Source organism: Mesorhizobium sp. B1-1-6 (assembly GCF_006443035.1).
Classification (GTDB): Bacteria; Pseudomonadota; Alphaproteobacteria; order Rhizobiales; family Rhizobiaceae; genus Mesorhizobium.
The window spans coordinates 16906-39450 of the sequence record NZ_VFWR01000016.1 but is presented as its reverse complement, the minus strand read 5'-3'; the positions used below and the strand labels follow the sequence as shown (position 1 = coordinate 39450).

Annotated in this window: 29 protein-coding genes and 1 tRNA gene; 19 read left to right on the top strand and 11 right to left on the bottom strand. The window is 62.4% G+C overall.

Annotated features, from left to right (window positions below; all coding sequences use genetic code 11):
- Nucleotides 1-4: 4 nt before the first annotated feature.
- Together kdpF and FJ979_RS26805 are read right to left on the bottom strand one after the other, a co-directional pair.
- Nucleotides 5-94, bottom strand: a complete 90-nt coding sequence (gene kdpF, locus FJ979_RS26810) for a K(+)-transporting ATPase subunit F (RefSeq protein WP_015315765.1) — start codon at nucleotides 92-94, stop codon at nucleotides 5-7.
- Nucleotides 95-512: 418 nt separating this feature from the next.
- A complete protein-coding gene (locus FJ979_RS26805) occupies nucleotides 513-737 on the bottom strand; it encodes an alkylphosphonate utilization protein (protein ID WP_140584299.1) in 225 nt (74 codons plus the stop codon).
- A 365-nt stretch (nucleotides 738-1102) separates the two neighbouring features.
- Here FJ979_RS26805 and FJ979_RS26800 point away from each other — a divergent pair, with 365 nt between their 5' ends.
- Nucleotides 1103-2458 (top strand): site-specific integrase, encoded by a 1356-nt coding sequence (locus tag FJ979_RS26800; RefSeq protein ID WP_140584298.1) that lies wholly within the window; start codon nucleotides 1103-1105, stop codon nucleotides 2456-2458.
- 17 nt (nucleotides 2459-2475) lie between these two features.
- On the opposite strand, the gene FJ979_RS26795 is transcribed toward FJ979_RS26800, so the two are convergent.
- A complete protein-coding gene (locus tag FJ979_RS26795; RefSeq protein WP_181181815.1) occupies nucleotides 2476-3279 on the bottom strand; it encodes a toll/interleukin-1 receptor domain-containing protein in 804 nt (267 codons plus the stop codon).
- Between the two features lie 380 nt (nucleotides 3280-3659).
- Between FJ979_RS26795 and FJ979_RS26790 the strand changes: the two genes are divergently transcribed.
- From FJ979_RS26790 to FJ979_RS26765, 6 genes are all read left to right on the top strand, one after another.
- A complete protein-coding gene (locus tag FJ979_RS26790; protein WP_140584296.1) occupies nucleotides 3660-4253 on the top strand; it encodes a recombinase family protein in 594 nt (197 codons plus the stop codon).
- Nucleotides 4250-4774 (top strand): hypothetical protein, encoded by a 525-nt coding sequence (locus FJ979_RS26785; protein WP_140584295.1) that lies wholly within the window; start codon nucleotides 4250-4252, stop codon nucleotides 4772-4774. The genes FJ979_RS26790 and FJ979_RS26785 overlap by 4 nt, the downstream gene beginning before the upstream one ends.
- A gap of 344 nt (nucleotides 4775-5118) precedes the next feature.
- Nucleotides 5119-5793 (top strand): ParB/RepB/Spo0J family partition protein, encoded by a 675-nt coding sequence (locus tag FJ979_RS26780; protein WP_210241486.1) that lies wholly within the window; start codon nucleotides 5119-5121, stop codon nucleotides 5791-5793.
- A gap of 99 nt (nucleotides 5794-5892) precedes the next feature.
- A complete protein-coding gene (locus tag FJ979_RS26775; protein ID WP_140584293.1) occupies nucleotides 5893-6096 on the top strand; it encodes a hypothetical protein in 204 nt (67 codons plus the stop codon).
- Nucleotides 6089-6526, top strand: coding sequence for a hypothetical protein (locus tag FJ979_RS26770; protein WP_140584292.1), 438 nt, complete (start codon nucleotides 6089-6091; stop codon nucleotides 6524-6526). The genes FJ979_RS26775 and FJ979_RS26770 overlap by 8 nt, the downstream gene beginning before the upstream one ends.
- 476 nt (nucleotides 6527-7002) lie before the next feature.
- Nucleotides 7003-7443 (top strand): hypothetical protein, encoded by a 441-nt coding sequence (locus tag FJ979_RS26765; RefSeq protein ID WP_140584291.1) that lies wholly within the window; start codon nucleotides 7003-7005, stop codon nucleotides 7441-7443.
- Here the strand turns inward: FJ979_RS26765 and FJ979_RS26760 are convergent.
- Together FJ979_RS26760 and FJ979_RS26755 are read right to left on the bottom strand one after the other, a co-directional pair.
- Nucleotides 7416-7868, bottom strand: coding sequence for a hypothetical protein (locus FJ979_RS26760; RefSeq protein ID WP_140584290.1), 453 nt, complete (start codon nucleotides 7866-7868; stop codon nucleotides 7416-7418). The genes FJ979_RS26765 and FJ979_RS26760 overlap by 28 nt on opposite strands.
- A gap of 105 nt (nucleotides 7869-7973) precedes the next feature.
- A complete protein-coding gene (locus FJ979_RS26755; protein ID WP_140584289.1) occupies nucleotides 7974-8219 on the bottom strand; it encodes a hypothetical protein in 246 nt (81 codons plus the stop codon).
- A gap of 190 nt (nucleotides 8220-8409) precedes the next feature.
- Here FJ979_RS26755 and FJ979_RS26750 point away from each other — a divergent pair, with 190 nt between their 5' ends.
- A complete protein-coding gene (locus FJ979_RS26750) occupies nucleotides 8410-8589 on the top strand; it encodes a hypothetical protein (RefSeq protein WP_140584288.1) in 180 nt (59 codons plus the stop codon).
- Between the two features lie 99 nt (nucleotides 8590-8688).
- On the opposite strand, the gene FJ979_RS26745 is transcribed toward FJ979_RS26750, so the two are convergent.
- Nucleotides 8689-8778, bottom strand: a tRNA-Ser gene (locus FJ979_RS26745).
- A gap of 369 nt (nucleotides 8779-9147) precedes the next feature.
- Between FJ979_RS26745 and FJ979_RS26740 the strand changes: the two genes are divergently transcribed.
- The 4 genes from FJ979_RS26740 (at nucleotide 9148) to FJ979_RS26725 (ending at nucleotide 12077) form a co-directional block, all read left to right on the top strand.
- Complete coding sequence (locus FJ979_RS26740) at nucleotides 9148-9897, top strand: hypothetical protein (protein WP_224684734.1); 750 nt, start codon at nucleotides 9148-9150, stop codon at nucleotides 9895-9897.
- Nucleotides 9898-10027: 130 nt separating this feature from the next.
- On the top strand, nucleotides 10028-10345 hold the full coding sequence (locus tag FJ979_RS26735) for a hypothetical protein (RefSeq protein ID WP_140513730.1): 318 nt from the start codon (nucleotides 10028-10030) through the stop codon (nucleotides 10343-10345).
- Nucleotides 10346-10539: 194 nt separating this feature from the next.
- Nucleotides 10540-11529, top strand: coding sequence for a BMP family ABC transporter substrate-binding protein (locus tag FJ979_RS26730; RefSeq protein WP_140496350.1), 990 nt, complete (start codon nucleotides 10540-10542; stop codon nucleotides 11527-11529).
- Between the two features lie 107 nt (nucleotides 11530-11636).
- Nucleotides 11637-12077 carry a GNAT family N-acetyltransferase gene (locus tag FJ979_RS26725; protein ID WP_224684735.1) on the top strand — a complete coding sequence of 147 codons (441 nt, stop codon included), beginning with the start codon at nucleotides 11637-11639 and terminating at the stop codon, nucleotides 12075-12077.
- On the opposite strand, the gene FJ979_RS26720 is transcribed toward FJ979_RS26725, so the two are convergent.
- Both FJ979_RS26720 and FJ979_RS26715 read right to left on the bottom strand, forming a co-directional pair.
- Nucleotides 12072-12455, bottom strand: coding sequence for a hypothetical protein (locus tag FJ979_RS26720; protein WP_140584287.1), 384 nt, complete (start codon nucleotides 12453-12455; stop codon nucleotides 12072-12074). The genes FJ979_RS26725 and FJ979_RS26720 overlap by 6 nt on opposite strands.
- A gap of 18 nt (nucleotides 12456-12473) precedes the next feature.
- Nucleotides 12474-12683 carry a SlyX family protein gene (locus FJ979_RS26715; protein WP_140513732.1) on the bottom strand — a complete coding sequence of 70 codons (210 nt, stop codon included), beginning with the start codon at nucleotides 12681-12683 and terminating at the stop codon, nucleotides 12474-12476.
- A gap of 214 nt (nucleotides 12684-12897) precedes the next feature.
- Here FJ979_RS26715 and FJ979_RS26710 point away from each other — a divergent pair, with 214 nt between their 5' ends.
- From FJ979_RS26710 to deoA, 6 genes are all read left to right on the top strand, one after another.
- A complete protein-coding gene (locus FJ979_RS26710) occupies nucleotides 12898-14430 on the top strand; it encodes an ABC transporter ATP-binding protein (RefSeq protein WP_140513932.1) in 1533 nt (510 codons plus the stop codon).
- Nucleotides 14427-15566: an ABC transporter permease gene (locus FJ979_RS26705; protein ID WP_140556487.1), complete on the top strand. Its 1140-nt coding sequence runs from the start codon at nucleotides 14427-14429 to the stop codon at nucleotides 15564-15566. Before FJ979_RS26710 ends, FJ979_RS26705 begins: the two co-directional genes overlap by 4 nt.
- Before the next feature lies 1 nt (nucleotide 15567).
- Nucleotides 15568-16539, top strand: a complete 972-nt coding sequence (locus FJ979_RS26700) for an ABC transporter permease (RefSeq protein WP_140496358.1) — start codon at nucleotides 15568-15570, stop codon at nucleotides 16537-16539.
- 65 nt (nucleotides 16540-16604) lie between these two features.
- Nucleotides 16605-16997 carry a cytidine deaminase gene (cdd, locus tag FJ979_RS26695; protein ID WP_140584329.1) on the top strand — a complete coding sequence of 131 codons (393 nt, stop codon included), beginning with the start codon at nucleotides 16605-16607 and terminating at the stop codon, nucleotides 16995-16997.
- A complete protein-coding gene (locus FJ979_RS26690; RefSeq protein ID WP_140522472.1) occupies nucleotides 16994-17800 on the top strand; it encodes a purine-nucleoside phosphorylase in 807 nt (268 codons plus the stop codon). The genes cdd and FJ979_RS26690 overlap by 4 nt, the downstream gene beginning before the upstream one ends.
- Nucleotides 17800-19119 (top strand): thymidine phosphorylase, encoded by a 1320-nt coding sequence (gene deoA / locus FJ979_RS26685; protein WP_140584286.1) that lies wholly within the window; start codon nucleotides 17800-17802, stop codon nucleotides 19117-19119. Before FJ979_RS26690 ends, deoA begins: the two co-directional genes overlap by 1 nt.
- A gap of 30 nt (nucleotides 19120-19149) precedes the next feature.
- Here the strand turns inward: deoA and FJ979_RS26680 are convergent, their stop codons facing one another.
- The 3 genes from FJ979_RS26680 to FJ979_RS26670 form a co-directional block, all read right to left on the bottom strand.
- A complete protein-coding gene (locus FJ979_RS26680; RefSeq protein ID WP_140584285.1) occupies nucleotides 19150-19713 on the bottom strand; it encodes a TIGR02281 family clan AA aspartic protease in 564 nt (187 codons plus the stop codon).
- A 187-nt stretch (nucleotides 19714-19900) separates the two neighbouring features.
- On the bottom strand, nucleotides 19901-20530 hold the full coding sequence (gene upp, locus FJ979_RS26675) for a uracil phosphoribosyltransferase (RefSeq protein WP_140496366.1): 630 nt from the start codon (nucleotides 20528-20530) through the stop codon (nucleotides 19901-19903).
- Nucleotides 20531-20660: 130 nt separating this feature from the next.
- Nucleotides 20661-21635, bottom strand: a complete 975-nt coding sequence (locus FJ979_RS26670; protein ID WP_140513737.1) for an adenosine deaminase — start codon at nucleotides 21633-21635, stop codon at nucleotides 20661-20663.
- Nucleotides 21636-21768: 133 nt separating this feature from the next.
- Here FJ979_RS26670 and ubiE point away from each other — a divergent pair, with 133 nt between their 5' ends.
- The gene (gene ubiE / locus FJ979_RS26665; protein WP_140584284.1) at nucleotides 21769-22545 is read left to right on the top strand and encodes a bifunctional demethylmenaquinone methyltransferase/2-methoxy-6-polyprenyl-1,4-benzoquinol methylase UbiE; all 777 of its coding nucleotides are present in this window, start codon (nucleotides 21769-21771) and stop codon (nucleotides 22543-22545) included.

Sequence of the window (22545 nt, the reverse complement as noted above, 5' to 3'; positions counted from 1 at the left end):
CCGGTCAGAAGCGTTCCGGGCGGATCAGTGCGTATGTCAGGTAGGCGAGCAGGAACAACGTCACGCCGCCACCGAGGATGTAATCGACAAGCATGTCCCGATCGCTCAAATTCTGTCGCAGGCTTTGACGTAGGCAAAGGAGAGGGCGAAAAACAAAACCCCGATCCCGAGAACAATGATGTCCATTGTGCTTGTCCTTGCTTTGATTTTTCCACTTTGCGCCCGCTCGAAGCAGCTTGGCGATTACGTGAGAACGCCCCGCCCACTTGGGTGACGGCGTCCGACGTTTTTCTCAAAGCGGAATATGGACCCGATCGCCATAAAGGTTCGAGACGGGGCAAAGCGGAAAGAAATAGGAATTTTGTAAAGATTTTCGGCGGATGAATTGGAAGTGGTGAACGCGTCCTGGCGCTCCAGCGATATCGTCAGTCGTAAGGGGTAACAGGTTGGCCGACGAAACGGCTCGCCGCCGGTAAACGCATTCTACCCCTGCGGCTCGACCGCCTTGAGGGTCACGCCTTCTTTACGAACTCGGTTTTGAGCACCAGGCCCTTCACTTGCCTGGTACTGCATTCGATCTCACCGGGATTACCGTTAAGGCGAATGTTCTTCACCAACGTGCCGCGCTTGATCGTCTCCGAAGTGCCCTTGACCTTGAGGTCCTTCATCAGCGTAACGGAATCGCCGTCACTCAACTGAGCGCCGTTGCTGTCGCGCACCATTACATCGTCCGGCATGCCATCTCCTGTGGTCGGGATCACCCATTACCAGATCACCGGGAATTCCAAAACCGGGTCGGGGGCGGCGTGTTCATAGAATGCCCAAGGATCACTCGACGCGCTTCCCAAAGCGCTCGAAACTAACAGCTGCTTTTTTAATCGTGCAAGCCGGTCGGCAAGGTTGATGACCCTGCCCTCCTACGCTAAAGCTTCGGAGGGCATCCTGCTTCGCGCTGTCGATTGAGCCAATCCTGCGAAGCTCGAAGAGCGAAGCAGGATGGCGGAGAGAGCGGGATTAGACGCCAAACGGCCCTATGCCCTTGAAATCGTTGATTGTGCTTGGTAATCGCCCCTTGGAATTGGTCTAAGTGGATGGTCTAAGCATGGCAGGTTTCAAGGGCAGAGCGCGGCGGCACCTCTCGCTGAGGGGGCGAACGTGGTGGTTCAAGATGGCGATACCGGAGGCGGCTCGCCATGAGTTCAAGCGCCGCACGGCCATCGTGGAAAGCCTCGAAACCGGGGACATCCGGGTTGCAATGGAAAGGCGAGACGCGAGAGAGCGGACAGCCCTCGACCTATTCAAGGCCATCAAGGCCGGGGAAGCGGTGACACCGGAGCAGATCGACGCGACCTCGCGGGGTGCCATCGTTCGGGAAGCGATCAAAGCCCTTCAAGATGCAGGCGATACCGACGCGCTGCACGACGCTGTGAGCGCCGCCGAGGACGAGCGTGACCATTACCGGGGCAAGGAACGGAAGCTGTTCGATGCTGCCGTGTCTGGGAAGGTGCCCGTCGATCAGCACCTTGAGGCATACCTGAAGGAGGCCAAGCTCGCTGACAAGACCACCGCTGAGTGGCGAGGACTGGTCAAGCGGTTTGCCCGATGGTGCGCCGAGAAGACCCTCAGGCTGGCCGACATCGACCGTAGAAACGCAGGCAAGTACGTCTCCGAGGAAATCGCAGAGATGCACCCGAAGACCGCCAAGAAGCACCTTTCGGCGGTGCGGGGTTATTGGGACTATCTGGCGCGGCGGGGCCTCGTTGACACCGAGCAGAGCGGCAACCCATGGGACCGCCAGCTACAGCCCCAGCGGCGCAAGAAGGGCTCTGCCGAGGCCACGCAGGGGGAACGACCATTCACCCCGAAGGAATTGAACGCGGTCCTGAATGGCCAGCACCTCGATAGCGGCGACACGATAGAGGCGGGGCAATTCGATCACCAGCTACAGGACGCAGCATTGGCCGGGGCGCTGTCTGGAATGCGCCTGGAAGAGATCGTGACGCTTCGGGTCGAGCAATGCGCGGATGGCTGGTTTGACATACGGGACGCGAAGACACAGGCCGGTGTGCGTCGAGTGCCGATACATTCGGGGCTGGTCAAGCTGATCGCGAGACGGACGAAGGGCAAGAAGCCGGGAGATTGGCTGTTCCACGAGTTGGCCGACGAGCGGGACGCGGCGGCTGTGACGACCAAACGGTTCACGCGCTACCGGGTGGCGTGTGGTGTCGACGACAAGCGGGACGGCAAGCGCCGGAGCTTGGTCAACTTCCATTCGTTCCGGCGCTGGTTTGTTTCTCAGGCGGAACAGGCCGGCATCCCTGAGACAACCGTGGCGGCTGTTGTCGGGCACGTCGAGGGGCGCAAGTCGATCACCTTCGGGGTCTACTCAGGAGGACCGAGTGATGCACAGAAGGTGGCATGTGTGAGGGCCGTGAAGTTGCCGCAACGCAACGCCTAAGTAAGGCTCAGCCACTTTCATGCGGCGGAAAGGAGTTCATTCCTGAATTGCAATAGTAGGGCCGTCCCGATCATGACTTCAATGTCGCCGCCGTTCTGCGCGCCATCTGCTCCGAATGCAACGACGGAGCTTTTTACTTCGACTTTTATACGCCCCTGAAGTTCGTTGCGTTCGAGCCCACGAATGACGTCGATTTGTTCATTTGGGACAAAGCCAAACTGGATGTTGACGGTGGTATTGGGGTTTGCCTCGCAGTGTGCAATCAGGCCAGGTACGTTGATGCCTTTGAGGAGGCGAACCAAACTTGCGCCCAACGTGTAGGCGTTCTCGAAGGCGATTATTCGCGCCGACAGCTGGTCGAAGTCGGTCTTCAGGCCGCCCTTTCCGCCCACTGCCGATTGTATTGACCTAAACGCAAATTCAAGTTGAGAAGACTGGTTTGCAACGATCCCGTTGAGGTTGCTCAACGGCGCTGGGAGCGCGCCCGGCTTCATGCCGGAATGGCAGACCGGCAATGCTGGAATTTCGACGCCCCCCGACCGGAGGCTCATCGCATTTCGGACCCAGACCGCCCCAAGCTCGAAACTTATCCATGTGCGGGCGACCGACTTTGGGCTGATCAGATAAAGCGCGCCAACGCAGGCGACCAACCCATCCTCAATCCGCTTGAGGAAATTAGCCCCCGCCGGGATGCTTACTCCATCGGAGGAGACGAATACGTCTACAAACCCACTGAACTCGCTTTCAAGCTCGCTCTTGATCAGTACTGCCAACTCACGTTCTTCATGAATGTGAGAAAGAAATAGCATTTTGTTGCTCATTGACCCCGCCCGCGCAATCCTTCGATGGACCATACTTACAGCAGCAGTTCAACGGCACCAGAGAATGTTTGGTGAAAAAATCCGCGCAGGGGATCGGATAACTGGCTCGCGAGAAGACCCCCCGTACCCCCTTCGGTTCCCACCCGGGGCGAGTTCAAGCGCGAGCGGGTAGCGCGGCGGCTGGCGTTGAGTGACACATCAAGCTGACATGAACGCGCGCTGGTGGGGTTGCTGCTTGTCTCGAATGATGGGGTCTATCCCCTCGACCACGAGGAGCGGACTGTGAACAAAGGTAATCTTTTTCTCACATACCCGTTGACATGTGAACTTAGCGTGAGGTAATAAATGTGAACATTGGCTCTTAGGAGATAGTTCACACCATGGCAATCGTTGGATACGCCCGGGTTAGCACGACCGACCAGAACACGGCAGTTCAGATCGACCAGCTAAGGGCGGCAGGGGCAACGGACGACACCATCTTTCAAGACCGGCTCTCGGGGCTGGACAATGAGAGGCCCAAGTTGGCCGAGGCGCTAAGGTTCGTTCGGAAGGGTGACACGCTGGTGGTCAGCAAGGTCGACCGGCTGGCGAGATCAGCGGCGCACCTCCACCAGATCGTGGAAGACCTCGACAAGCGGGGGGTCGGGTTCCGGGTGCTGAACGACCCGTCGCTCGATACGACCAAGCCGCACGGCAAGCTGATGTTTGGCATCCTCGCCAGCATCGCAGAGTTTGAGACTGCCCTCAGGAAGGAACGGCAGATGGAAGGCATCGCCAAGGCGAAGGCCCGAGGCGACCACCTTGGGCGGCCCAAGACGGTGACCCAAGAGATTGAACAGAGAGTACGCGACATGCGAGCCGAGGGGGCGTCCCTGAGGGCCATTGCTGCCGCCGTGGGATACTCCACAGCGACCGTTCAGAGCGTCCTCAAGGAAACGGCCCCAGCGGCCATAGCACAGGAAAGAATGCAGTGAAGAAGGGGAGAAAGTTCCTTGGCGGTAAGTCAGGGCGCTATGAATACGCCGGACCGAAGCGGTTCCAGGCGGGATGGGAGCATGACGGCTGGGACTTCAAAGATGTCGTGAAAGCCAAGTTCCCGAAGACCGGAGAGGAAAGCCGCGCGGTGAAACGCGAGCGGATGCGCAAGGCGCTTCGGTACTGGGCGCGTGGTCAGCTTCGGGCGTGGCGCACGGACTGGGAAGTCTACAAACCGATGATGGTCGAGATTGACGAGATGGTGAAGGCCAAGCGGTCAGCGGGTGCCATCCAGATCATGGTGCTGGAGCGAGTAATGGCGCGGAGCTTCGCGGCGGGGACCTCCGAGTATCAGACGTGGGATGGAAGACAGCCGGGGATGGGTGACAGCATCGAGGAAATAAAGGACCATTTCATCCCGGTAAACAGACCAGATGATGGGAAACGCGTTCAGAAGAGCGAGAAAGAACTGCTCGACGAACTTCAGGAAATCCTCAGGGATGCTCAAATGGGTCGGTAGAGATTACTTGGCTGGACAGGGCCCACCTGTTCGGACGACAACACCCTCTCCTCACGGCTTCTCACCTACCGATCTGTCCAGCGTTCTCCCGCTGCCTGCCCTGTTCCCTTCCGGGGTCGTGGCGCGCCGTGGCTGTGGCCGGTCGGTAGATGTGAGGCCGTGTGTGCCTCTATCTGTCCTCCCCTTTTGGACTGGACGGTTCAGGGCTTCTCCATACAACAACAATCTGAAAGGTGAACATGATCGCAGGAGCGGCCGAGGCATTGGCCGGCCTCATTGAACTATCAGGGTCCCGTCAGGGCAACCAAAGCAGGCCCGACAGATTACCGCTTGGGAGCGTGAGGGTGCTGCCAGACCTATTCCAGCCACGCGGCGGGATGGACGAGCGGCATCTATCCGACCTTGTGAAGCTCCTCAGGAGCCGGAAGGACCTCGACGCGGTGACCGTGATGGTTGCGGGGGACGCCTACGTCCTGATCGACGGACACCACCGGCACGAAGCCTACCAGCGGGTGGGCAATGACAGCATCCCCACCGTGTACTTCGAGGGGAACCCCGAGGAGGCCGTTCTGGAGGCCGGGAAGGCAACCGCGAAGGCAAAGCTCCCGATGTCCTCCAGTGAACGGCAGGACTTCGCGTGGCGGCTTGTCATGCTGGACCGATACAGCAAGGCGAGGGTGGCAGACGCATCGGGAACCTCGACGTCACAGGTGGCCACCATGAGGAAAGCGAAGAAGGCACTGGGGGTCGACGCCGGCAACTACGAAACGTGGTTCAAGGCGAGGAAAGCGGCTGAAGGAAAGGACATGGACGGCGTGGACGAATTTGACCCTGAAGAATGGAAGCAACAGGTAGCAGATCGGTTTGCGGACACGCTTGCGAGGACGTTCTCGGGGCGACTGTCCGACGACCCTGAGATTGCCGCTATGGCCCTCGCTGCGTACTTCGGCAGGCGGCTTCCCGAGGTGGTCGGGGAACTTCAAGGGTTCTTGCCCGAAGTGGACGACGAGGAGTTCTAAGGGACCCTCAGGTGTACAAACACTACGGTGTACAAATTGTACAGGCTGGGACCCGAGCGGCCCCGGCAACAGCATCAACACGACATCAGAGAGGAAGAAATGCAAGACGAAGCAACGCGCAGGCAATGGCGCGAACACAAACGTAAGTGGCGCGCCACCAACCGGGAGCGGAACCGCGAGCTTGACCGCGAGACCTATTACCGGAACCGCGAGACCATCAACCAGAAGCGGAAGGAAGTGCGGAAGCTCTTCGCCGAGTGGCGGCAATCCCTGAAGGCACCGGAGGCGGCTACCCGTGGCTGACAGCCAGCCGAAGAACGTCCACCAGATCACGTCGGCAGTCCGCGTTGTCGAGACCGACCGAGAATGGATTGTTCAGGCAGCCGAGATGAAGCGGACCCGCAGGCGCGGCGCTCAGGCGACCGACGAGTGGACCGACCGCGCATACATCACCAGCCGGTCGATGCTGAACATGGAACTGAAGCGGCTGGTCCGTAATGGCGCGGCCAAGACGGGCCTTGTCGGGCACGTCAGCCTGGAGGTTCTGGACTGGCTGAACGGGGTGCCGGTGCGGCATCCGTCGAGGGATCGGGAGCCAAGCGTTATCGACATGCTGGAGGCGTCGACAGGGGGCAGCGAGCATGGGGAAACCTTCCATGACCATTTGCCGCTTATCGTGAAGCACGGCCCGCTGAAATACCGCAACGACCGGAACGCCCGCTTTGACCCTTGACGAGATCAGGCGGCGGGACTGGGTCGCGACCTATCCCGCGCGGGAGGCAGCTCTTGCGTTGGTCTCATGGCTGAAGGCCGACGACTGGGAGAGCGTGTCTCAGCTTGACCGGAGGCTGGCGGGGATCGGCATCGGGTGGACCGATAGTTTCTCTTCGGCAGCCGAGCGTTGTTTTGAGGTCTACGGCTACCCGGATTTGGAGGCCGTGGCCTGTGCGCGGCGGTTCGCCGAAGTGACGATGCGGCCCAGTCTCTCGCCGCCACGTGTAGGGGTCGCCGGAGGCAGCGACGGTCTTTCCCAGCCATCTGCCCCAGCCGCCCCGAGCGAGCGTCCTGAAGGCTCGCAGCCGATGACCTATGGGTTCACGCCTCGACGCTGAACCGCAGCGATCAGCACCCCACGTCAACAGCAATCGAACAGGTCTCGGGGCAATGCCGCTCCGAGGCCAGCAATTCACATTCAAGGAACGAAACGAAATGACCGACTACATCGACAATCCGAACAAGTACCAGATCGACCAGACCGCTCTCGGGCAGGCCATGATGCGGGCTCAGGCCGCACAGGCCGAAGCTGACAGGGCCAAGCAAGACGCCTTGGTTGCCGAAGCGAAAGAGCGCAGCCAGCAGGAAGAGATTGCCCGTGCTGTCGAGCTTTCCGTCAGGAACAATGCTCAGCTTCAAGCCGAGCGCATGGGCATCACAACCAATCGCGTGATCACATCGCAGAGCGCAGGGGTTGTTCCGCCGATGGCAGAGGTCGAGAAGACCACGGTCAGGGTTCTCGGCGGCATTGAGGTCTCGTATCAGCAGGCCAAGGACATGGCCGAGGTCGGGCAGATCACGCAGGCCGAGTTCAACAAGGCCGTGGTCGACGGGCTGGCTGCCCGTGGCTACGCCGCGCCGAAGTCTTTCAGGTAACTCCGGGGGCCGAGAGTGACGGGGCGGTTGATGCCGCTCCGTTGCCCACCGGGGAAGATGAGCAGACCGAGACCGAGGCCGAGGAACTGACTGACGATGAGAAAGCGGAGAAGCAACATGCCGAGTTCGTCCGTATGGCCGACCAGAGCCTTGACCGCTTCAGGGAGACCCACAGTGAAGCCCAGCAGCAATTCATCTTGGACGCCTATGTGGAGACCGGAGAGATACCTGTGGGTGAAGCCTTCGGGATCGAGGAGGTTGAGGCGGCTGTGGTCGAGACTGCGTTCAGTCAGCACCTCGATAGGAATGTGCTGCGGCAGCATGGGTTGAGCCTTCAGACCTACTTCGAGCATGTCGACGAGGCGGATTACCCGGCGCTGCGCAAGGCCGCAGCCAAAGGCGAATGGCACGTCTTTCACAGGCATGCTCAGGCCATTGCAGCCGCTCGCAAGGACGGTTCGGCTTACAGCGACTAACCCCTTCCTGCTCCCGATGCATCGCCCCAAGAGGTGCGTCGGGGGCGGGGCCTTTCATTGCACGAACCCCTGTTCCGCCATGCAGGCTTTAAAGGTGCTGTTCGCTGCCATCGCCCCGGCAATCCAGAGCCGTCCCGCCATCACCTGCGTTTCGCCTGCGCGACCATTGCAAATTGTCTTGGCCCTCTCGAAACGGCTGTCTTTTGTTGTGGCCTGAACCTCACGCCACTGCCCTGACGACGTCGTATTGTTGCACCCGACAAGCGCCAAGCAGAGCGCGGCTATGAACATGGAACGCATCCATCCCTCCCGGTTTGGCGCAGAATGCTGGAAGTTGAAAACGAGGGCAATAGATCGACCCGCTCGCGGGATGGTTCCGCCAAGGGAACAGTTCCTCTAACGCATTGAATTTATTTGATTTGACGAATTGTCGTGCGGTCTTCTACCCCACTGGGGCCGCGATGACGCGGTCACAATAGGAGCGGGACCAATGAGCATCAACTACAGCATCCTTGAAGCCGACGTGGCCGAGTGGATGAAGGGCCACATTGAGCGCGTCAAGGAATACTGTGGCGAGGGTGAAGCGTACGCCGAGGCGGTGAGGTTGCTTGAGGATGACCCGTGGCAGGCCCTGCAGTGGTACGTCGAGGACGTGAGGAAGGCCGCTTGAGGAATGATGCCAGATTGGTCTAAGTTATTGGTCTAAGCCGCCAGCAGCCGATCAGCCAAGACACTGATTTTGCTATAGAAATTCAGCTATTCTGTGGAATGGCGGAGAGAGCGGGATTCGAACCCGCGTTACGGTTTCCCGTAAACACACTTTCCAGGCGTGCGCCTTCAACCACTCGGCCACCTCTCCGTCCTTGCCTTTCGCGCCGGCCGGTTTCGCCGCGCGGGTTGGGGAGATGCTCTCCCTTTGGGCTGCGGAACTTCCGCACCGGGCGCCGCCAACCAGCGGACTCCCTGCCCGCACCTGAGCCGTCAAAGCAACAGGCGCGGGGCTCATCTAGTCGATCCGGCGCCGAATGCCAAGCCATAACGGCGGTCAATTCGCTTTGCCGGCCAAACGGCGTTCATGGGGGCCGCCGGCACATCCGTTTGGAGTCCCGCCACTTCAATCGCTGCTTGATGACGTGCACGGGCAAGGCTGCGAGGCCAGCCGCGCTTGACTTCGTCCCGAGCGGCCTGTCGAGTGTCCGAAAGGCTTTGCGGGGGGCATCGTCGCAACATGACGTCAAGCAGCGGAATTCCGGGCGGTACGCCTGGCAACGGACAGCCACCGGCCGAGGGAAATGTCCCGGCCCGACATCCGGACAGCGGACTTTCCTACGTCCCGGTGGGCTGGCTCGTTATCGTCATGGCCCTGTCGGTCTATTGGCTGGCGTCGGCCTTGTGGCTGGTGGGGAGTTCAGGCCTGCCGGACGCCGTTTTCTATTTCCTCTTCAGCGGGCTCGTCGCCGACGTCATCACCATCCTATGGGGACTTTACCTGCTCGGCCTCGCCTTCGGCCGTTCGGCGCGCTTCCCCAGCCACTTCACCATCTGGCAGGCCGCCACGATCATATGGCTGCTGGCAAGTCACGCTTACGCACTTGCCGTGCCGGGCTTCGTCTTCTCCGCCAGAAGCCTGGCCATCACCGCCGCCGAGATCGCCATCGGCCTGCTTTGCATCTACCTGTTGCGCCGCGGCTCCGGCGCCGAGACCGTTTATGCCAAGCCGCGAGCCGAAGCGCCGTCGGTCTTCGTTTCCATTGTCGCCGCGCTGCTCGGCATCATCCTCGGCGCGGTCGTCGGCGCGGTGGGCGGTTTCCTGGCCGGTTCGCTCATCGCCGATGTCACCGACGTGAGTTGCTTCGAGGGTGCGTGCGGCTACTTCGCCGCATTCATCGGCCTGGCCGGGCTGGTGGTCGGCGCCATTGCCGGCGGCATTCTCGCCGTCTGGCTCGCCAACCGGCGCAAGCGCAGGCCGGCCGGCTAGGCTGCGTCGGCCGCGATTCAATTCGCGTGCCGTGATTGCGAACGGGGCCCATGCGCTCTATTTCTCATTTCGGAACACCGCCGGAGATCCTCGGGAAGATGTTGAGGATCGGCCAGGGGAAAGGTCTCTGATGTTTCGCTTCGTCTTTCGTCTCGCGGCCATGGTCGCGCTGTCGATTTCGGTCATCATGGCGGTGCTTGACACGACACGCACGGTGGCCGCCTCGGCACTGGTGCTGACCCCGCTCAATGCAAGCTGGCTGGCCGTGTCGCCCGACACGCGCGCCGCCTTTGAAAGCTTCGTTCGCGCCAAGGCCGGCCCGCTGCTATGGGACGGCGCCATCGCCTGGGTGCTCAACCAGCCGGGCTTTGCCGTGTTCGCGGTGCTGGCCTTGCTGCTCTATGCCATCGGCTACAGGCGGCAGCGGCGCACCGGGCAGTTCGCCTGAAGGGCACGGGCATCGCACCCCGCCATGCTTTTCCAAAAGGTCAAAATTCCACGTGAATTTTGTTTCGGGCCGTGCCAGATTGCCGCTGAGCGGGAGGGGAATATACACTCCTGGCTGACGTCGCGCGCATGCCGCAGAACCGGGCAGGCGGGCGGGGCGTAACGGAAAAAAATAACCGACAGGGTGTGGATCACATGAAACGTATCGTTCTCGGCCTTCTGGCCGCAACTGCAATGGTTCTTCCGGCTTTCGCCGCGGATGTGCAGCCGGCCATCCTTTATGATCTCGGCGGCAAGTTCGACAAATCCTTCAACGAGGCGGCCTACCATGGCGCCGAAAAGTTCAAGACCGAGACCGGCGTCCCCTATGTCGAGTTCGAAGTGTCCAACGCTTCGCAACGCGAGCAGGCGTTGCGCCGCTTCGCCGAGGACGGCCACAACCCGATCGTCATGGCCGGCTTCGCCTGGGAGGATGCGCTTAAGAAGGTCGCGACCGAATATCCTGACCTCAACTTCGCCATCATCGACGATGCCGTCGACCTGCCCAATGTCCGCTCGCTCGTATTCAAGGAGAATGAAGGCTCCTATCTCGTCGGCATCATGGCGGCGATGGCCTCCAAGACGAAGAAGGTGAGCTTCGTCGGCGGCATGGACATTCCGCTGATCCGCAAGTTCGAATGCGGCTATGTCGGCGGCGCCAAATCGGCAGGCGCGACCGACGTCATCCAGAACATGACCGGCGACACGCCGGCCGCCTGGAATGACCCGGCCAAGGGCGGCGAGATCGCCAAGACGCAGATCGACCAGGGTTCCGACGTGGTCTATGCGGCCGCCGGCGGCACCGGCGTCGGTGTGCTTCAGGCGGCGGCTGATGCCGGCAAGCTCGGCATCGGTGTCGATTCCAACCAGAACGGCCTCCAGCCCGGCAAGGTTCTGACCTCGATGCTGAAGCGCGTGGACGTTGCCGTCTACACCGCCTTCATGGACGGCAAGAACGGCACCTTCAAGGGTGGCGTCGAAAATCTCGGCCTCAAGGAAGGCGGCGTCGACTACGCCATGGACGACAACAACAAGGCGCTGGTGACCGACGAAATGAAGGCGGCGGTCGAGAAGGCCAAGGCCGACATCATCGCCGGCAAGGTCGAGGTGCACGACTACACCGCCGACAACGCCTGCCCGTATTGATCGGTAAGCACTAAGTTTCGAACCGCCGGGCCTTATCCCGGCGGTTTTGTTTTTGGAAGACCTTGATGGCATGCACCGAGGCAAGAGTGGCGCCGATGATAGAACCCATGACCGAAAGCGACGTCGAGGCGATGGCACGATTGCGGGTTGCCGCCTTTTTCGAGGGTAGCGCAAGGACGCCGGACGAGGATGCCGCCGGGCTCCGCAGGCTGTTGGCCGGGGACGGCTTCGAGACGGCGCTTGTGGCCCGGATCGGCGAAGTATCGGTTGGCACATGCCTGCTGGTTCGCCACGAATTGGAACCTTCGCACGACCTGACGCCATGGCTTGCCGGCTTGGTCGTGGATCGCAACCACCGCAACAAAGGGATCGGTGGCGCACTGGTCCGGGCCATCGAAGCACATGGGGCGTCGATCGGTGCGGAGCGACTCTACCTCTATACGTGGGAAGCGCGTGATTTCTATGCTGGGCTCGGTTGGGTAGTCGTCGAGCCGTTTGAACAGGACGGTCACCCAATGCTGCTAATGGTGCGCGAGCTTCGGCTATAGCTGGCCCACCAGATAACCGAGCGCGAAAACCGCGATCAGCAAGATGGCGATGACCGCGCCGCGCCGGCCGCCGAGCGCGGGAACGCCGACGCCGTAGGGTTGGCGTTCCAGCTTGCGGATTACCACCGAAGGTTTCGCCTCGTCATCGCCGGGCGAGCGCATCTGCGGCAGTTCGGCGATGCGTTGCGAGATCAGCCGCCAGCGATCGTCGCCGGAAGGTTCGGCGCGGTCGAAAATATGCATGCGCTCGGCAAGCTGGACCACCGCATCGCGAAAGGCGGGGTCGACCTCCAGATCGCGCTCGGCCCTTTGGCGTTGCGCATCGTTCATCAGGCCAAGCACGTAGTCGCCGGCTCTTGCGATGCGGTCGCTGGTCATCGCTCGCACTTCCCTTCCCTACCAGTGCGGCGGCTTGGTCACCGGCACGTCGGGTGCCGCCTGTTCCTCCAGCGCCAGGAAGCGGTCGGTCAGCGCGTCCAGCTTGCGCTGCATGCGCTCGATCACCTTCCACTGCTCGGCGATCTGGCCGGACAGCTCCTCGATGGTCTTCTCCTGCTCGGCGGAGCGGATCTCCAGCGTCGTCAGCCGGTCGGCGGGCATGGTCATGCAAAGTCCTCAGGCGTTGCGCCGCAGCGTCAAATCGGCTTGCCATATTAGCGAATATGAGAGCTTCGGCCACGTTCGAAATTGACAAGCGCGCCGGGATTTGTCGAGAGTGGACGCTGCTCCGGCCAATTGGCACGGGCGGAGCGTCATGCTAGGCATTTTGACCAAGCGATAAAAAAATAAGAGTGGGACAGGCTGCATGGCGCATGCCGCGATTGAACTGGCCGCAATCGAACTGATTGGCATCAACAAGAGCTTTGGCGCCGTGCGCGCCAACCGCGACATCAACCTGGAAATCGCGCGCGGCACCATCCACGGCATCGTCGGCGAGAACGGCGCCGGCAAGTCGACGCTGATGTCGATTCTGTATGGCTTCTACCAGGCCGACAGCGGCGAGATCCGCGTCGGCGGCAAGCCGGCATCGATAAGCACGCCCAACGATGCGATCGCGCTCGGCATCGGCATGGTGCACCAGCATTTCATGCTGGTCGACAATTTCTCGGTCCTGGAGAACGTCATCCTGGGCGCCGAAAGCGACGCCTTGCTGAAGAAAAGCATCGCCAAGGCGCGTTCCGAACTGGAGCGGCTGGAGCGTGAATACGGCCTTGAGGTCGATCCCGACGCCATCGTCGAGGAATTGCCGGTCGGCCTGCAGCAGCGCGTCGAGATCCTCAAGGCGCTCTATCGCGGCGCCGAGATCCTGATCCTCGACGAGCCGACGGGTGTGCTGACGCCGGCCGAGGCCGACCACCTCTTCCGCATCCTCAAGCAATTGAAGGAGCAGGGAAAGACGGTGGTGCTGATCACCCACAAATTGCGCGAGATCATGGCCATCACCGACACGGTTTCGGTGATGCGCCAGGGCACGATGGTGGCGACCAGGGAAACGAAGAAGACCACCGTCGCGGAACTGGCCGAGCTGATGGTCGGGCGCCGCGTGCTCTTGCGGGTGGAGAAGGGCGAAGCGGAAGCCGGCGCGGTAAAACTCGCGGTCAAGAACCTGACGGTCAAGGATTCCCGCGGCGTCACCATGGTCGACGACATCTCCTTCGACCTGCGCGCCGGCGAGATCGTCGGCATCGCCGGTGTCGCCGGCAACGGCCAGTCCGAACTGCTCGAGGCGATCTCCGGCATCAGGCACGCCGTTTCCGGTTCGGTGATGCTCGAGGGCAAGCCGATCGATCTCACCGGCAAGGCCGATCCCGGCGAACTGCGCGACCGCGGCCTCGCCCATGTGCCTGAGGATCGCCATCATGTCGGGCTGGTGCTGGCCTTCGAGGAGAACGAGAATTCCATCCTCGGCTACCATGACGATCCCCGCTACCTCAGAGGACCCTTCCTCAACATCGATGCCATCGTTGCCGATGCCAAGGACAAGATCGAGAAATACGACATCCGCCCCGGCAATCCTCGGCTGAAGACGGCCAACTTCTCCGGCGGCAACCAGCAGAAGATCGTGCTCGCGCGGGAAATCGAACAGGACCCCGGCGTTCTCATCGTCGGCCAGCCGACGCGCGGCGTCGACGTCGGCGCCATCGAGTTCATCCACAAGCGCCTGATCGCCATGCGCGACCAGGGCAAGGCCGTGCTGGTCGTGTCGGTCGAGCTCGATGAGATCCGCTCGCTCTCCGACCGCATCCTGGTGATGTTTGCCGGCCGCATCGTCGGCGAGCGCGGGCCGGAGGCAAGCGAGGGCGAGCTCGGCCTGCTGATGGCGGGTGTTGAGCGCCAGGAGGCGGCGCAATGAGCACGCCCTATGCCAAATTGCCGGCCTGGGCCGACTATGGGCTGATCCCGCTGATCAATCTGTCTGTGGCCTTCATCGTCGCGGGCTTCGTCGTGCTTCTGGTCGGCGAGAACCCGTTCCGTGCCGCCGTCATCCTGGTCGAGGGCGCCTTCGGCAAGGGAACAGGTATCGCCTTTACCCTCTTCTATGCCACCACCTTCATCTTCACCGGACTTTCGGTGGCGGTAGCAGCGCATTGCGGCCTGTTCAACATCGGCACCGAGGGGCAGGCCTACATCGCCGGCCTTGGCATCGCCATCGTCTGTCTCTCCTTCGACAGCGTGCTGCCATGGTGGCTGACATTTCCGCTGGCCATCGTGGCTTCGGCGGCCGTGGGCGCCTTGTGGGCGCTGATCCCCGCCTATCTGCAGGCCAGGCGCGGCTCGCACATCGTCATCACCACCATCATGTTCAACTTCATCGCTGCTTCGATCATGGTCTACCTGCTGGTCGGCCCGTTGAAACCGGCAGCCTCGCAGGCGCCGCAGACGCGCAACTTCCTGGCGGGCGCGGAATTGCCGAAACTCAACTGGGTCATCGAGCTGTTCGGCGCCAAGATCCGCTCGGCACCACTCAACATCTCCTTCATGCTCGCGCTGCTCATGGCCTTCCTGGTCTGGCTGCTGATCTGGCGCACCAAGCTCGGCTATGAGATGCGCACCTACGGCCACAGCCCAAAGGCGGCGCGCTATGCCGGCATTTCCGAAACCCGCATCATCATCACCGCCATGATGATCTCGGGTGCGCTCGCCGGCATGATGGCGCTCAACCCGGTGATGGGCGACCAGCACAATGTCGCGATCGACTTCGTCAGCGGCGCCGGTTTCGTCGGCATCGCCGTGGCGCTGATGGGTCGCCTGCACCCTGTCGGCATCGTGCTGGCGGCCATCCTGTTCGGCATGCTCTACCAGGGCGGCGCCGAACTCGCCTTCGAGATGCCTGCCATCAGCCGTGACATGATCGTGATCATCCAAGGGTTGGTCATCCTGTTCGCCGGTGCTCTCGAACACATGTTCAGGCCTTACATCCAGGCGCTGTTCGCCTCGCTCAGCCCGAGGTCGGTCGGCATGGAAGCGGTCAAGGGAAAAGGCGCCTGAGATGGACACCTTCAACGCCATCGTCCAGACGCTGGACTCCACCATCCGCCTCTCGGTGCCGCTGCTGCTCGCCTGCCTGGCCGGCCTCTATTCGGAACGCGCCGGCATCTTCGACATCGGCCTCGAAGGCAAGATGCTGGTCGGCGCCTTCGCCGGTGCGGCGGCCGCGTCGGTCTTCCATTCCGCCTTTCTCGGACTGGGCATGGCGATCCTGATCTCGGTCGCGTTCGCCATGATCCACGGCTTTGCCTCGATTACCCATCGCGGCAACCAGATCGTTTCCGGCGTGGCGATCAACTTCATCGCCGCCGGTTCAACCATCATCCTCGGCCAGGCCTGGTTCCAGCAAGGCGGGCGCACGCCGGCGCTGGAACCAGCCGAGCGGTTCGAGGCGATCACATGGCCCGGCGCCGAGACGATCCGCGACGTGCCGTTTCTCGGGCCGATCTATTCGGAACTGCTGTCGGGCCACTCGATACTGGTCTATCTCGCCTTCGCGATGGTGCCGTTCACCTGGTGGGTGCTGTTTCGCACGCGCTTTGGGCTGCGGCTGCGCGCGGTCGGCGAAAACCCAGCCGCCGTGGACACCGCCGGCATCTCGGTCGCCTGGCTGCGCTACAGGGCGCTGATCTGCACCGGCATCCTGACCGGCGTCGCCGGCGCCTATCTGTCGATGGTGCAGAATGGCGGCTTCGTGAAGGACATGACCGCCGGCAAGGGCTACATCGCGCTGGCCGCATTGATCTTTGCCAAGTGGAAGCCGGTCAACGCCATGTTCGCCTGCCTGCTGTTCGGCTTCCTCGACGCCCTGTCGATCCGCCTGCAAGGCTCGCCGCTGCCGCTCATCGGCAAGGTGCCGGTGCAGTTCATGCAGGCCCTGCCCTATATTCTCACCGTCATCCTGCTCGCCGGTTTCATCGGCAAGGCGATCCCGCCGCGCGCCGGCGGCGTGCCTTATGTCAAGGAACGCTGAGGATCGAGGGCGCGACGCAAAAGGCGCGCCGGCTTATGGACAAGATCATCGGAGAGAACACTGAAATGTCGCATGAATTGTTCGAAGCGGCGAAGGCTGCCATGGGCAAGGCCTATGCCCCCTATTCGAAATTTCCGGTCGGTGCGGCACTTCGTACCGAGGACGGGCGCGTCTTCACAGGCGCGAACATCGAGGTCGCCTCCTATCCGGAAGGCTGGTGCGCCGAGACGACGGCGCTCGGCCATTACATCATGGGCGGCGGCGGCAAGATCATGGAAATCGCCGTCCTTGCCGAGCGCATGGCCAAATGCTCGCCTTGCGGCGGCTGCCGGCAGCGGCTGGCCGAATTCTGCCGTCCCGACACCAAACTCTATCTCTGCGACAATACCGGCGTCGCCGAGACCGTGACCATGGGCGACATGCTGCCTTACGGCTTTCGCGGCGACATGCTGAAATGAAGGAAGCGCTCGACCATCTGATCGAACGGCTGGACGGCCTGGCGCCGACCACGGCGCTGGTGCTGGGGTCTGGCCTGGGAGGGCTGGTCAGCCAGGTCGAGAACCCGATCCGTGTTTCCTATGCCGATCTGCCCGGCTTTCCCAGAAGCGGCGTTTCCGGCCATGCCGGAGAGGTGGTGGTCGGGCTGCTTGCCGGCACGCCGGTGCTGATGCTGTCGGGCCGCGCCCACTATTACGAGCACGGCAACGCGGCGGCGATGCGGCCGGTGCTGGAGGTGCTCGCCGGCACCGGCATCACCAAGCTGATCCTCACCAATGCCGCCGGCTCGGTCGATCCGGAGATGGGGTCGGGTTCGGTGATGCTGATATCGGACCACATCAATTTCTCCGGCACCAACCCGCTGATCGGCGAGCCGAGCGATCGCCGTTTCGTCGGCCTGACCGAAGCCTACGATGCCGGCATCCGCAAGGCGATCGAACAGGCGGCGAAGGCGACCGGCACGGCGCTGCACAAGGGCGTCTACATGTGGTTCTCCGGCCCGTGCTTCGAAACGCCGGCCGAGATCCGCATGGCGCGCATCATGGGCGCCAACGCGGTCGGCATGTCGACCGTGCCGGAAGTCATCCTTGCCCGCTTCCTTGGCCTGCGTGTCGCCGCCTGCTCGATCATCACCAATCTTGCCGCCGGCATGACCGGAGCCGAGCTTTCGCACCAGGAGACCAAGGATATGGCCCCGGTCGGCGGCGCGCGGCTGGCGACGATCCTAAAGCGTGTGTTCCGCGACGGACTGTTGGAGAACTGATGCTTCCGCAGGAAATCATCCGCCACAAGCGTGACGGCCACAGACTGCCGGCGCGCGAAATCGCCGACTTCATCGCTGGCGTAACCGATGGCGCCGTCACCGATGGCCAGGTCGCGGCTTTCGCCATGGCGGTGTTCTTCAACGGCATGAGCCGCGACGAGGCCGTGGCGTTGACATTGGCCATGCGCGATTCCGGCGACGTGCTCGACTGGTCGGACCTGCCCGGCCCGGTCACGGACAAACATTCGACAGGCGGCGTCGGCGACAACGTCTCGCTGATGCTGGCGCCGATCGTCGCTGCCTGCGGCGCTTATGTGCCGATGATATCCGGCCGCGGCCTCGGCCACACCGGCGGCACGCTGGATAAAATGGATTCCATCCCCGGCTACGCCAGCCAGCCCGACATCGCGCTGTTTCGCAAGGCGGTGCTGGAGGCGGGTTGCGCCATCATCGGCCAGACCGCGGACCTCGCGCCGGCCGACCGCCGGCTCTATGCCATCCGTGACGTGACCGGAACCGTGGAGTCGGTGCCGCTGATCACCGCCTCGATCCTGTCGAAGAAACTGGCAGCAGGCCTGGGCTCGCTGGTGCTCGACGTCAAGGTCGGCAATGGCGCCTTCATGGAGAAGTCGCGCGACGCGACGGCGCTCGCCAACAGTCTGGTCGAAGTCGCAAGCGGCGCCGGACTGAAAGTTTCGGCGCTGATCACCGGCATGAACGAACCGCTGGCCTCGGCCGCCGGCAACGCGGTCGAGGTGCGCAACGCCGTCGATTTCCTGACCGGCCGCCTTCGCGACCGGCGCCTGGAGGATGTGACGCTGGCGCTCGCCGCCGAAATGCTGCAGGCGGCGGGTCTGGTGCCGTCCAACCAGGACGGCATGCGGCGGGCGACCGAAACGCTTGCCAGCGGCCGCGCCGCCGCCACCTTCGCGCGCATGGTGACGGTGCTCGGCGGCCCCGCCGATTTCATCGAGAAGCCGGAACGATATTTGCCCGTTGCGCCAACGGAACACGCGGTGAGAGCGATCGCGGACGGCTTCGTCACCGGCATTGCCACGCGCGATATCGGCCTTGCCGTGGTCGGGCTGGGCGGCGGCCGCACCCGGCCAGACGACAAGGTCGACCCGGCGGTCGGCATCACCAGGCTGTTGCCGGTCGGCGCCGAGGTTCGAGCTGGCGAGCCGCTGGCGCTGGTCCATGCCCGCTCGGTGTCCGACGCCGAAGCCACGGCGGCAACGGTGCTTTCGGCCTATGCGATCGGCGCTTCCAAGCCGCCTGCCGACAAGTCGGTCATCCGGCGCATCCTGCCGCGTGGCTGATATGACCCAGCCCCGAACGGCCGTGCCCGCTCACTGGACAAGAAGCAGCGTGCCGTTTTCGGCCTGATATTTGCCCAGCCGATTGAGAAAGCTCATGCCGATCAAATTGGTGTGCAGCGCCTTGTCGTCGAGCACGATAGCCTGCACGTCGTTGACGGTGATGCTGCCGATCTGCACGCGGTCGATCATCACCAACGCCGCCTTGATCGTGCCGTTGGCCGTGTTGACCTCATGACTGAAGTCCGACGGGTTCAGCGACAGACCGATCCTGCGCGCCGTCGAGGTGTTGACGGCGACCAGTGTCGCTCCTGTATCGATCATGCCGTCGATCTGGCGTCCGTTCAGTTTGAAGGCCGACGAGAAATGCCCTCGCGCGTCGGCCGTGACGACAACCTTGCGGCCCATCGGCAACGGCGCCACCGGCTTGTCGGGAGCCGCTGCCAAGGCGACCTCCGGACGGGCGTCGGCCGCTGGCTTGGCCGTCACCGCCGTTTTCAGCAGGCTTTCGAACATCTGCGGATTCGACTGATAGACAATCGGGATGGATGCCGATGTACCGGCAAAGACGCTGAGGACAAGTAGCTTGCGCAGCATGGATCGGCCCCGGCGGATGACCCCGAAAATCGGGATCGATTTTCGGAAAGGATCACGCGCGAATCAAAGTGCCGCAGCGTCCGACAGGACGCGCGGCGCTGTCGTGAAGGCCGATCCTTAACGCCGGGATGGTGTTTGCCGTTTTAACGCCGCTCGAAACCGCGCCGTTGCGTAAACTTTCGGTAAATCACTTTGTCCCGTACATGCGGTCGCCGGCGTCGCCGAGGCCGGGCATGATGTAGCCCTTCTCGTTGAGCTGGCGATCGATGGAAGCCGTGAAGACGGGAACGTCGGGATGTGCCTTGGTGAAGCGCTCGATGCCTTCGGGCGCCGCCAGCAGGCACAGAAAGCGGATGTTGGTGGCGCCGCGCCCCTTCAACTTGTCGATCGCCGCGATGGCGGAATTGGCGGTGGCCAGCATCGGATCGACGACGATGACCAGCCGGTCGGCGAGGTCGCTCGGCGCCTTGAAGAAATATTCGACCGCCTCCAGCGTCTCATGGTCGCGATAGAGGCCGATATGGGCGACGCGGGCCGCCGGAACCAGGTCGAGCAGGCCTTCGAGCAAGCCATTGCCGGCGCGCAGCACCGAGGCGAAGACCAGCTTCTTGCCTTCCAGCGTCGGCGCCTCCATCGTTTCGATCGGCGTTTCGATGGTCGTCGTCGTGAGTTCGAGATTGCGCGTCACCTCATAGCCGAGCAGCAGCGAGATCTCGCGCAGCAGCCGCCGGAAACCGGCCGTCGAGGTCTCCTTCTTGCGCATGATGCTCAGCTTGTGCTGGACAAGCGGGTGGTCGACGACGGTGACGCCCTTCATGATGTGCTCCGACGTGGTTCGTGGTGAGTAGCCAATAGTGAGTAGTGAATAGTGAGCCGATTTGCGAGTCCCGATGCGCGCTCCGCCAAACTGCTCACTGCTGGCCACTCCCTGTCCACCCAGCCTTCATTCACCTGGCCTTCGCATCCAGCCGGCTGAGCAGCGTTGCCTTGGTCTTCCTGTCGACGAAAGCGGCCTCGATGGCCGTTCGGGTAACGGCCGCCAGCGCCTTCTCGTTCATCGAGAAATACTCGGCCGCGATGTCGTATTCGCGTTTCAGCGAGGTCCAGAAATAGGGCGGATCATCCGAGTTTAGCGTCACCTTGCAGCCGGCCGCTAGCAGGGCGGGGAACGGGTGGGCGGCGAAACTGTCGAACACTTTCAACGCGATGTTGGAGCCGGGACAGCATTCCAGCACCACGCCCTCATCGGCGATGCGCCGGACAAGATCGGGGTTTTCGATGGCGCGCACGCCATGGCCGATGCGCGACGGGCGGATGTGATCGAGCGCCGCCTGGACCGTCTCCCACCCCGTCAGTTCGCCTGCATGGACGGTAATGCCGAGCCCGGCCTCGCGGGCGATTTCGAATGCCCTGACGTAGTCCTCCATCTCGCCGACCCTCTCGTCGCCGGCGACACCGAAGCCGGTTACCAGCGGATGTCCGCAGCGCGCGGCAAAGCGCGCTGCCTGCTCGATGGACTCGACGCCGGCATGGCGCACGCCGGTGACGATCATGCGGCCCTCGATGCCGGTCTTGGCCTTGGCGCGGGCCATGCCTTCGCCGAGCGCGTCAGTATAGGCCTTGGGCGACAGGCCCGCCTTCATGGCATGATCCGGCGAGGTGAAGACCTCTGAGTAGATGGCGCCGTCACGAGCCAGGCTGGTCAGATAATGGTCAGCCAGCCGCGCATAGTCTTCCTCGGTCCGGAACAGGTCGGAGGCGAAATCATAGGCGGCGAGAAAAGAGGTGAAATCGTGCCAGACGAAAGAGCCGTTCTGGATATAGGGCGAGATGTCCTTGCCGTATTTCTGCGCCTGTCGGATGACGAGTTCCGGTGCCGCTGCCCCTTCGATGTGGCAGTGCAGTTCCGCTTTCAAAGGCATTCAAACATCCCGTCGGTCAGTCCAGGTCTCGAAACCCGCCACCTGGAAGCGCGGCCGAACACCGCGCCTTAAACAATAGCGCCCGCACCATCGATCGGCTATGGTCCCGCCGGTTTTATGACGGATCAAAAAAATGTCAGTTGAGAGAACCACGGCCGCCGGCGGCATGGAAACCTCCTATGGTTTCAAGCGTGTAGGGGCAGGCGACAAGCAGCCCCTGGTCAACGATGTTTTCCACAAGGTCGCCAACCGCTACGATCTGATGAATGACCTGATGTCGGGCGGCCTGCACCGGCTGTGGAAGGACGCCATGGTAGCCTGGCTCAATCCGCCGAAGCGGCCGGGCTGGTGCGTGCTCGATGTCGCCGGCGGCACCGGCGACATCGCCTTTCGCATCGTCGATGCCAGCCATGGGCATGCTCATGCCACCGTGCTCGACATCAACGGCTCGATGCTCGCCGTCGGTCGCGACAGGGCGCAAAGGAAAGGCATGTCCGGCAACACCGACTTCGTCGAAGCCAATGCCGAGGAACTGCCGTTCGCGGACGCCACCTTCGACGCCTACACCATCGCTTTCGGCATCCGCAACGTCCCCAGGATCGACGTCGCTCTCAGCGAAGCGTTGCGCGTGCTGAAGCCGGGCGGGCGGTTCCTGTGCCTGGAATTTTCCGAGGTCGAGATGCCGTTGCTCGACAGGGTCTACGAGGCCTGGTCGTTCAAGGCCATTCCGAAGATCGGCAAGGCCGTCACCGGCGACGGCGAGCCTTATTCCTATCTGGTCGAGTCGATCGCGAAATTCCCCAACCAGGCGAATTTTGCTTCCATGATAACCCGCGCGGGCTTCGATCGGGTCTCGTTCCGCAACTATTCCGGCGGCATCGCCGCGCTTCATTCGGGCTGGAAACTTTGA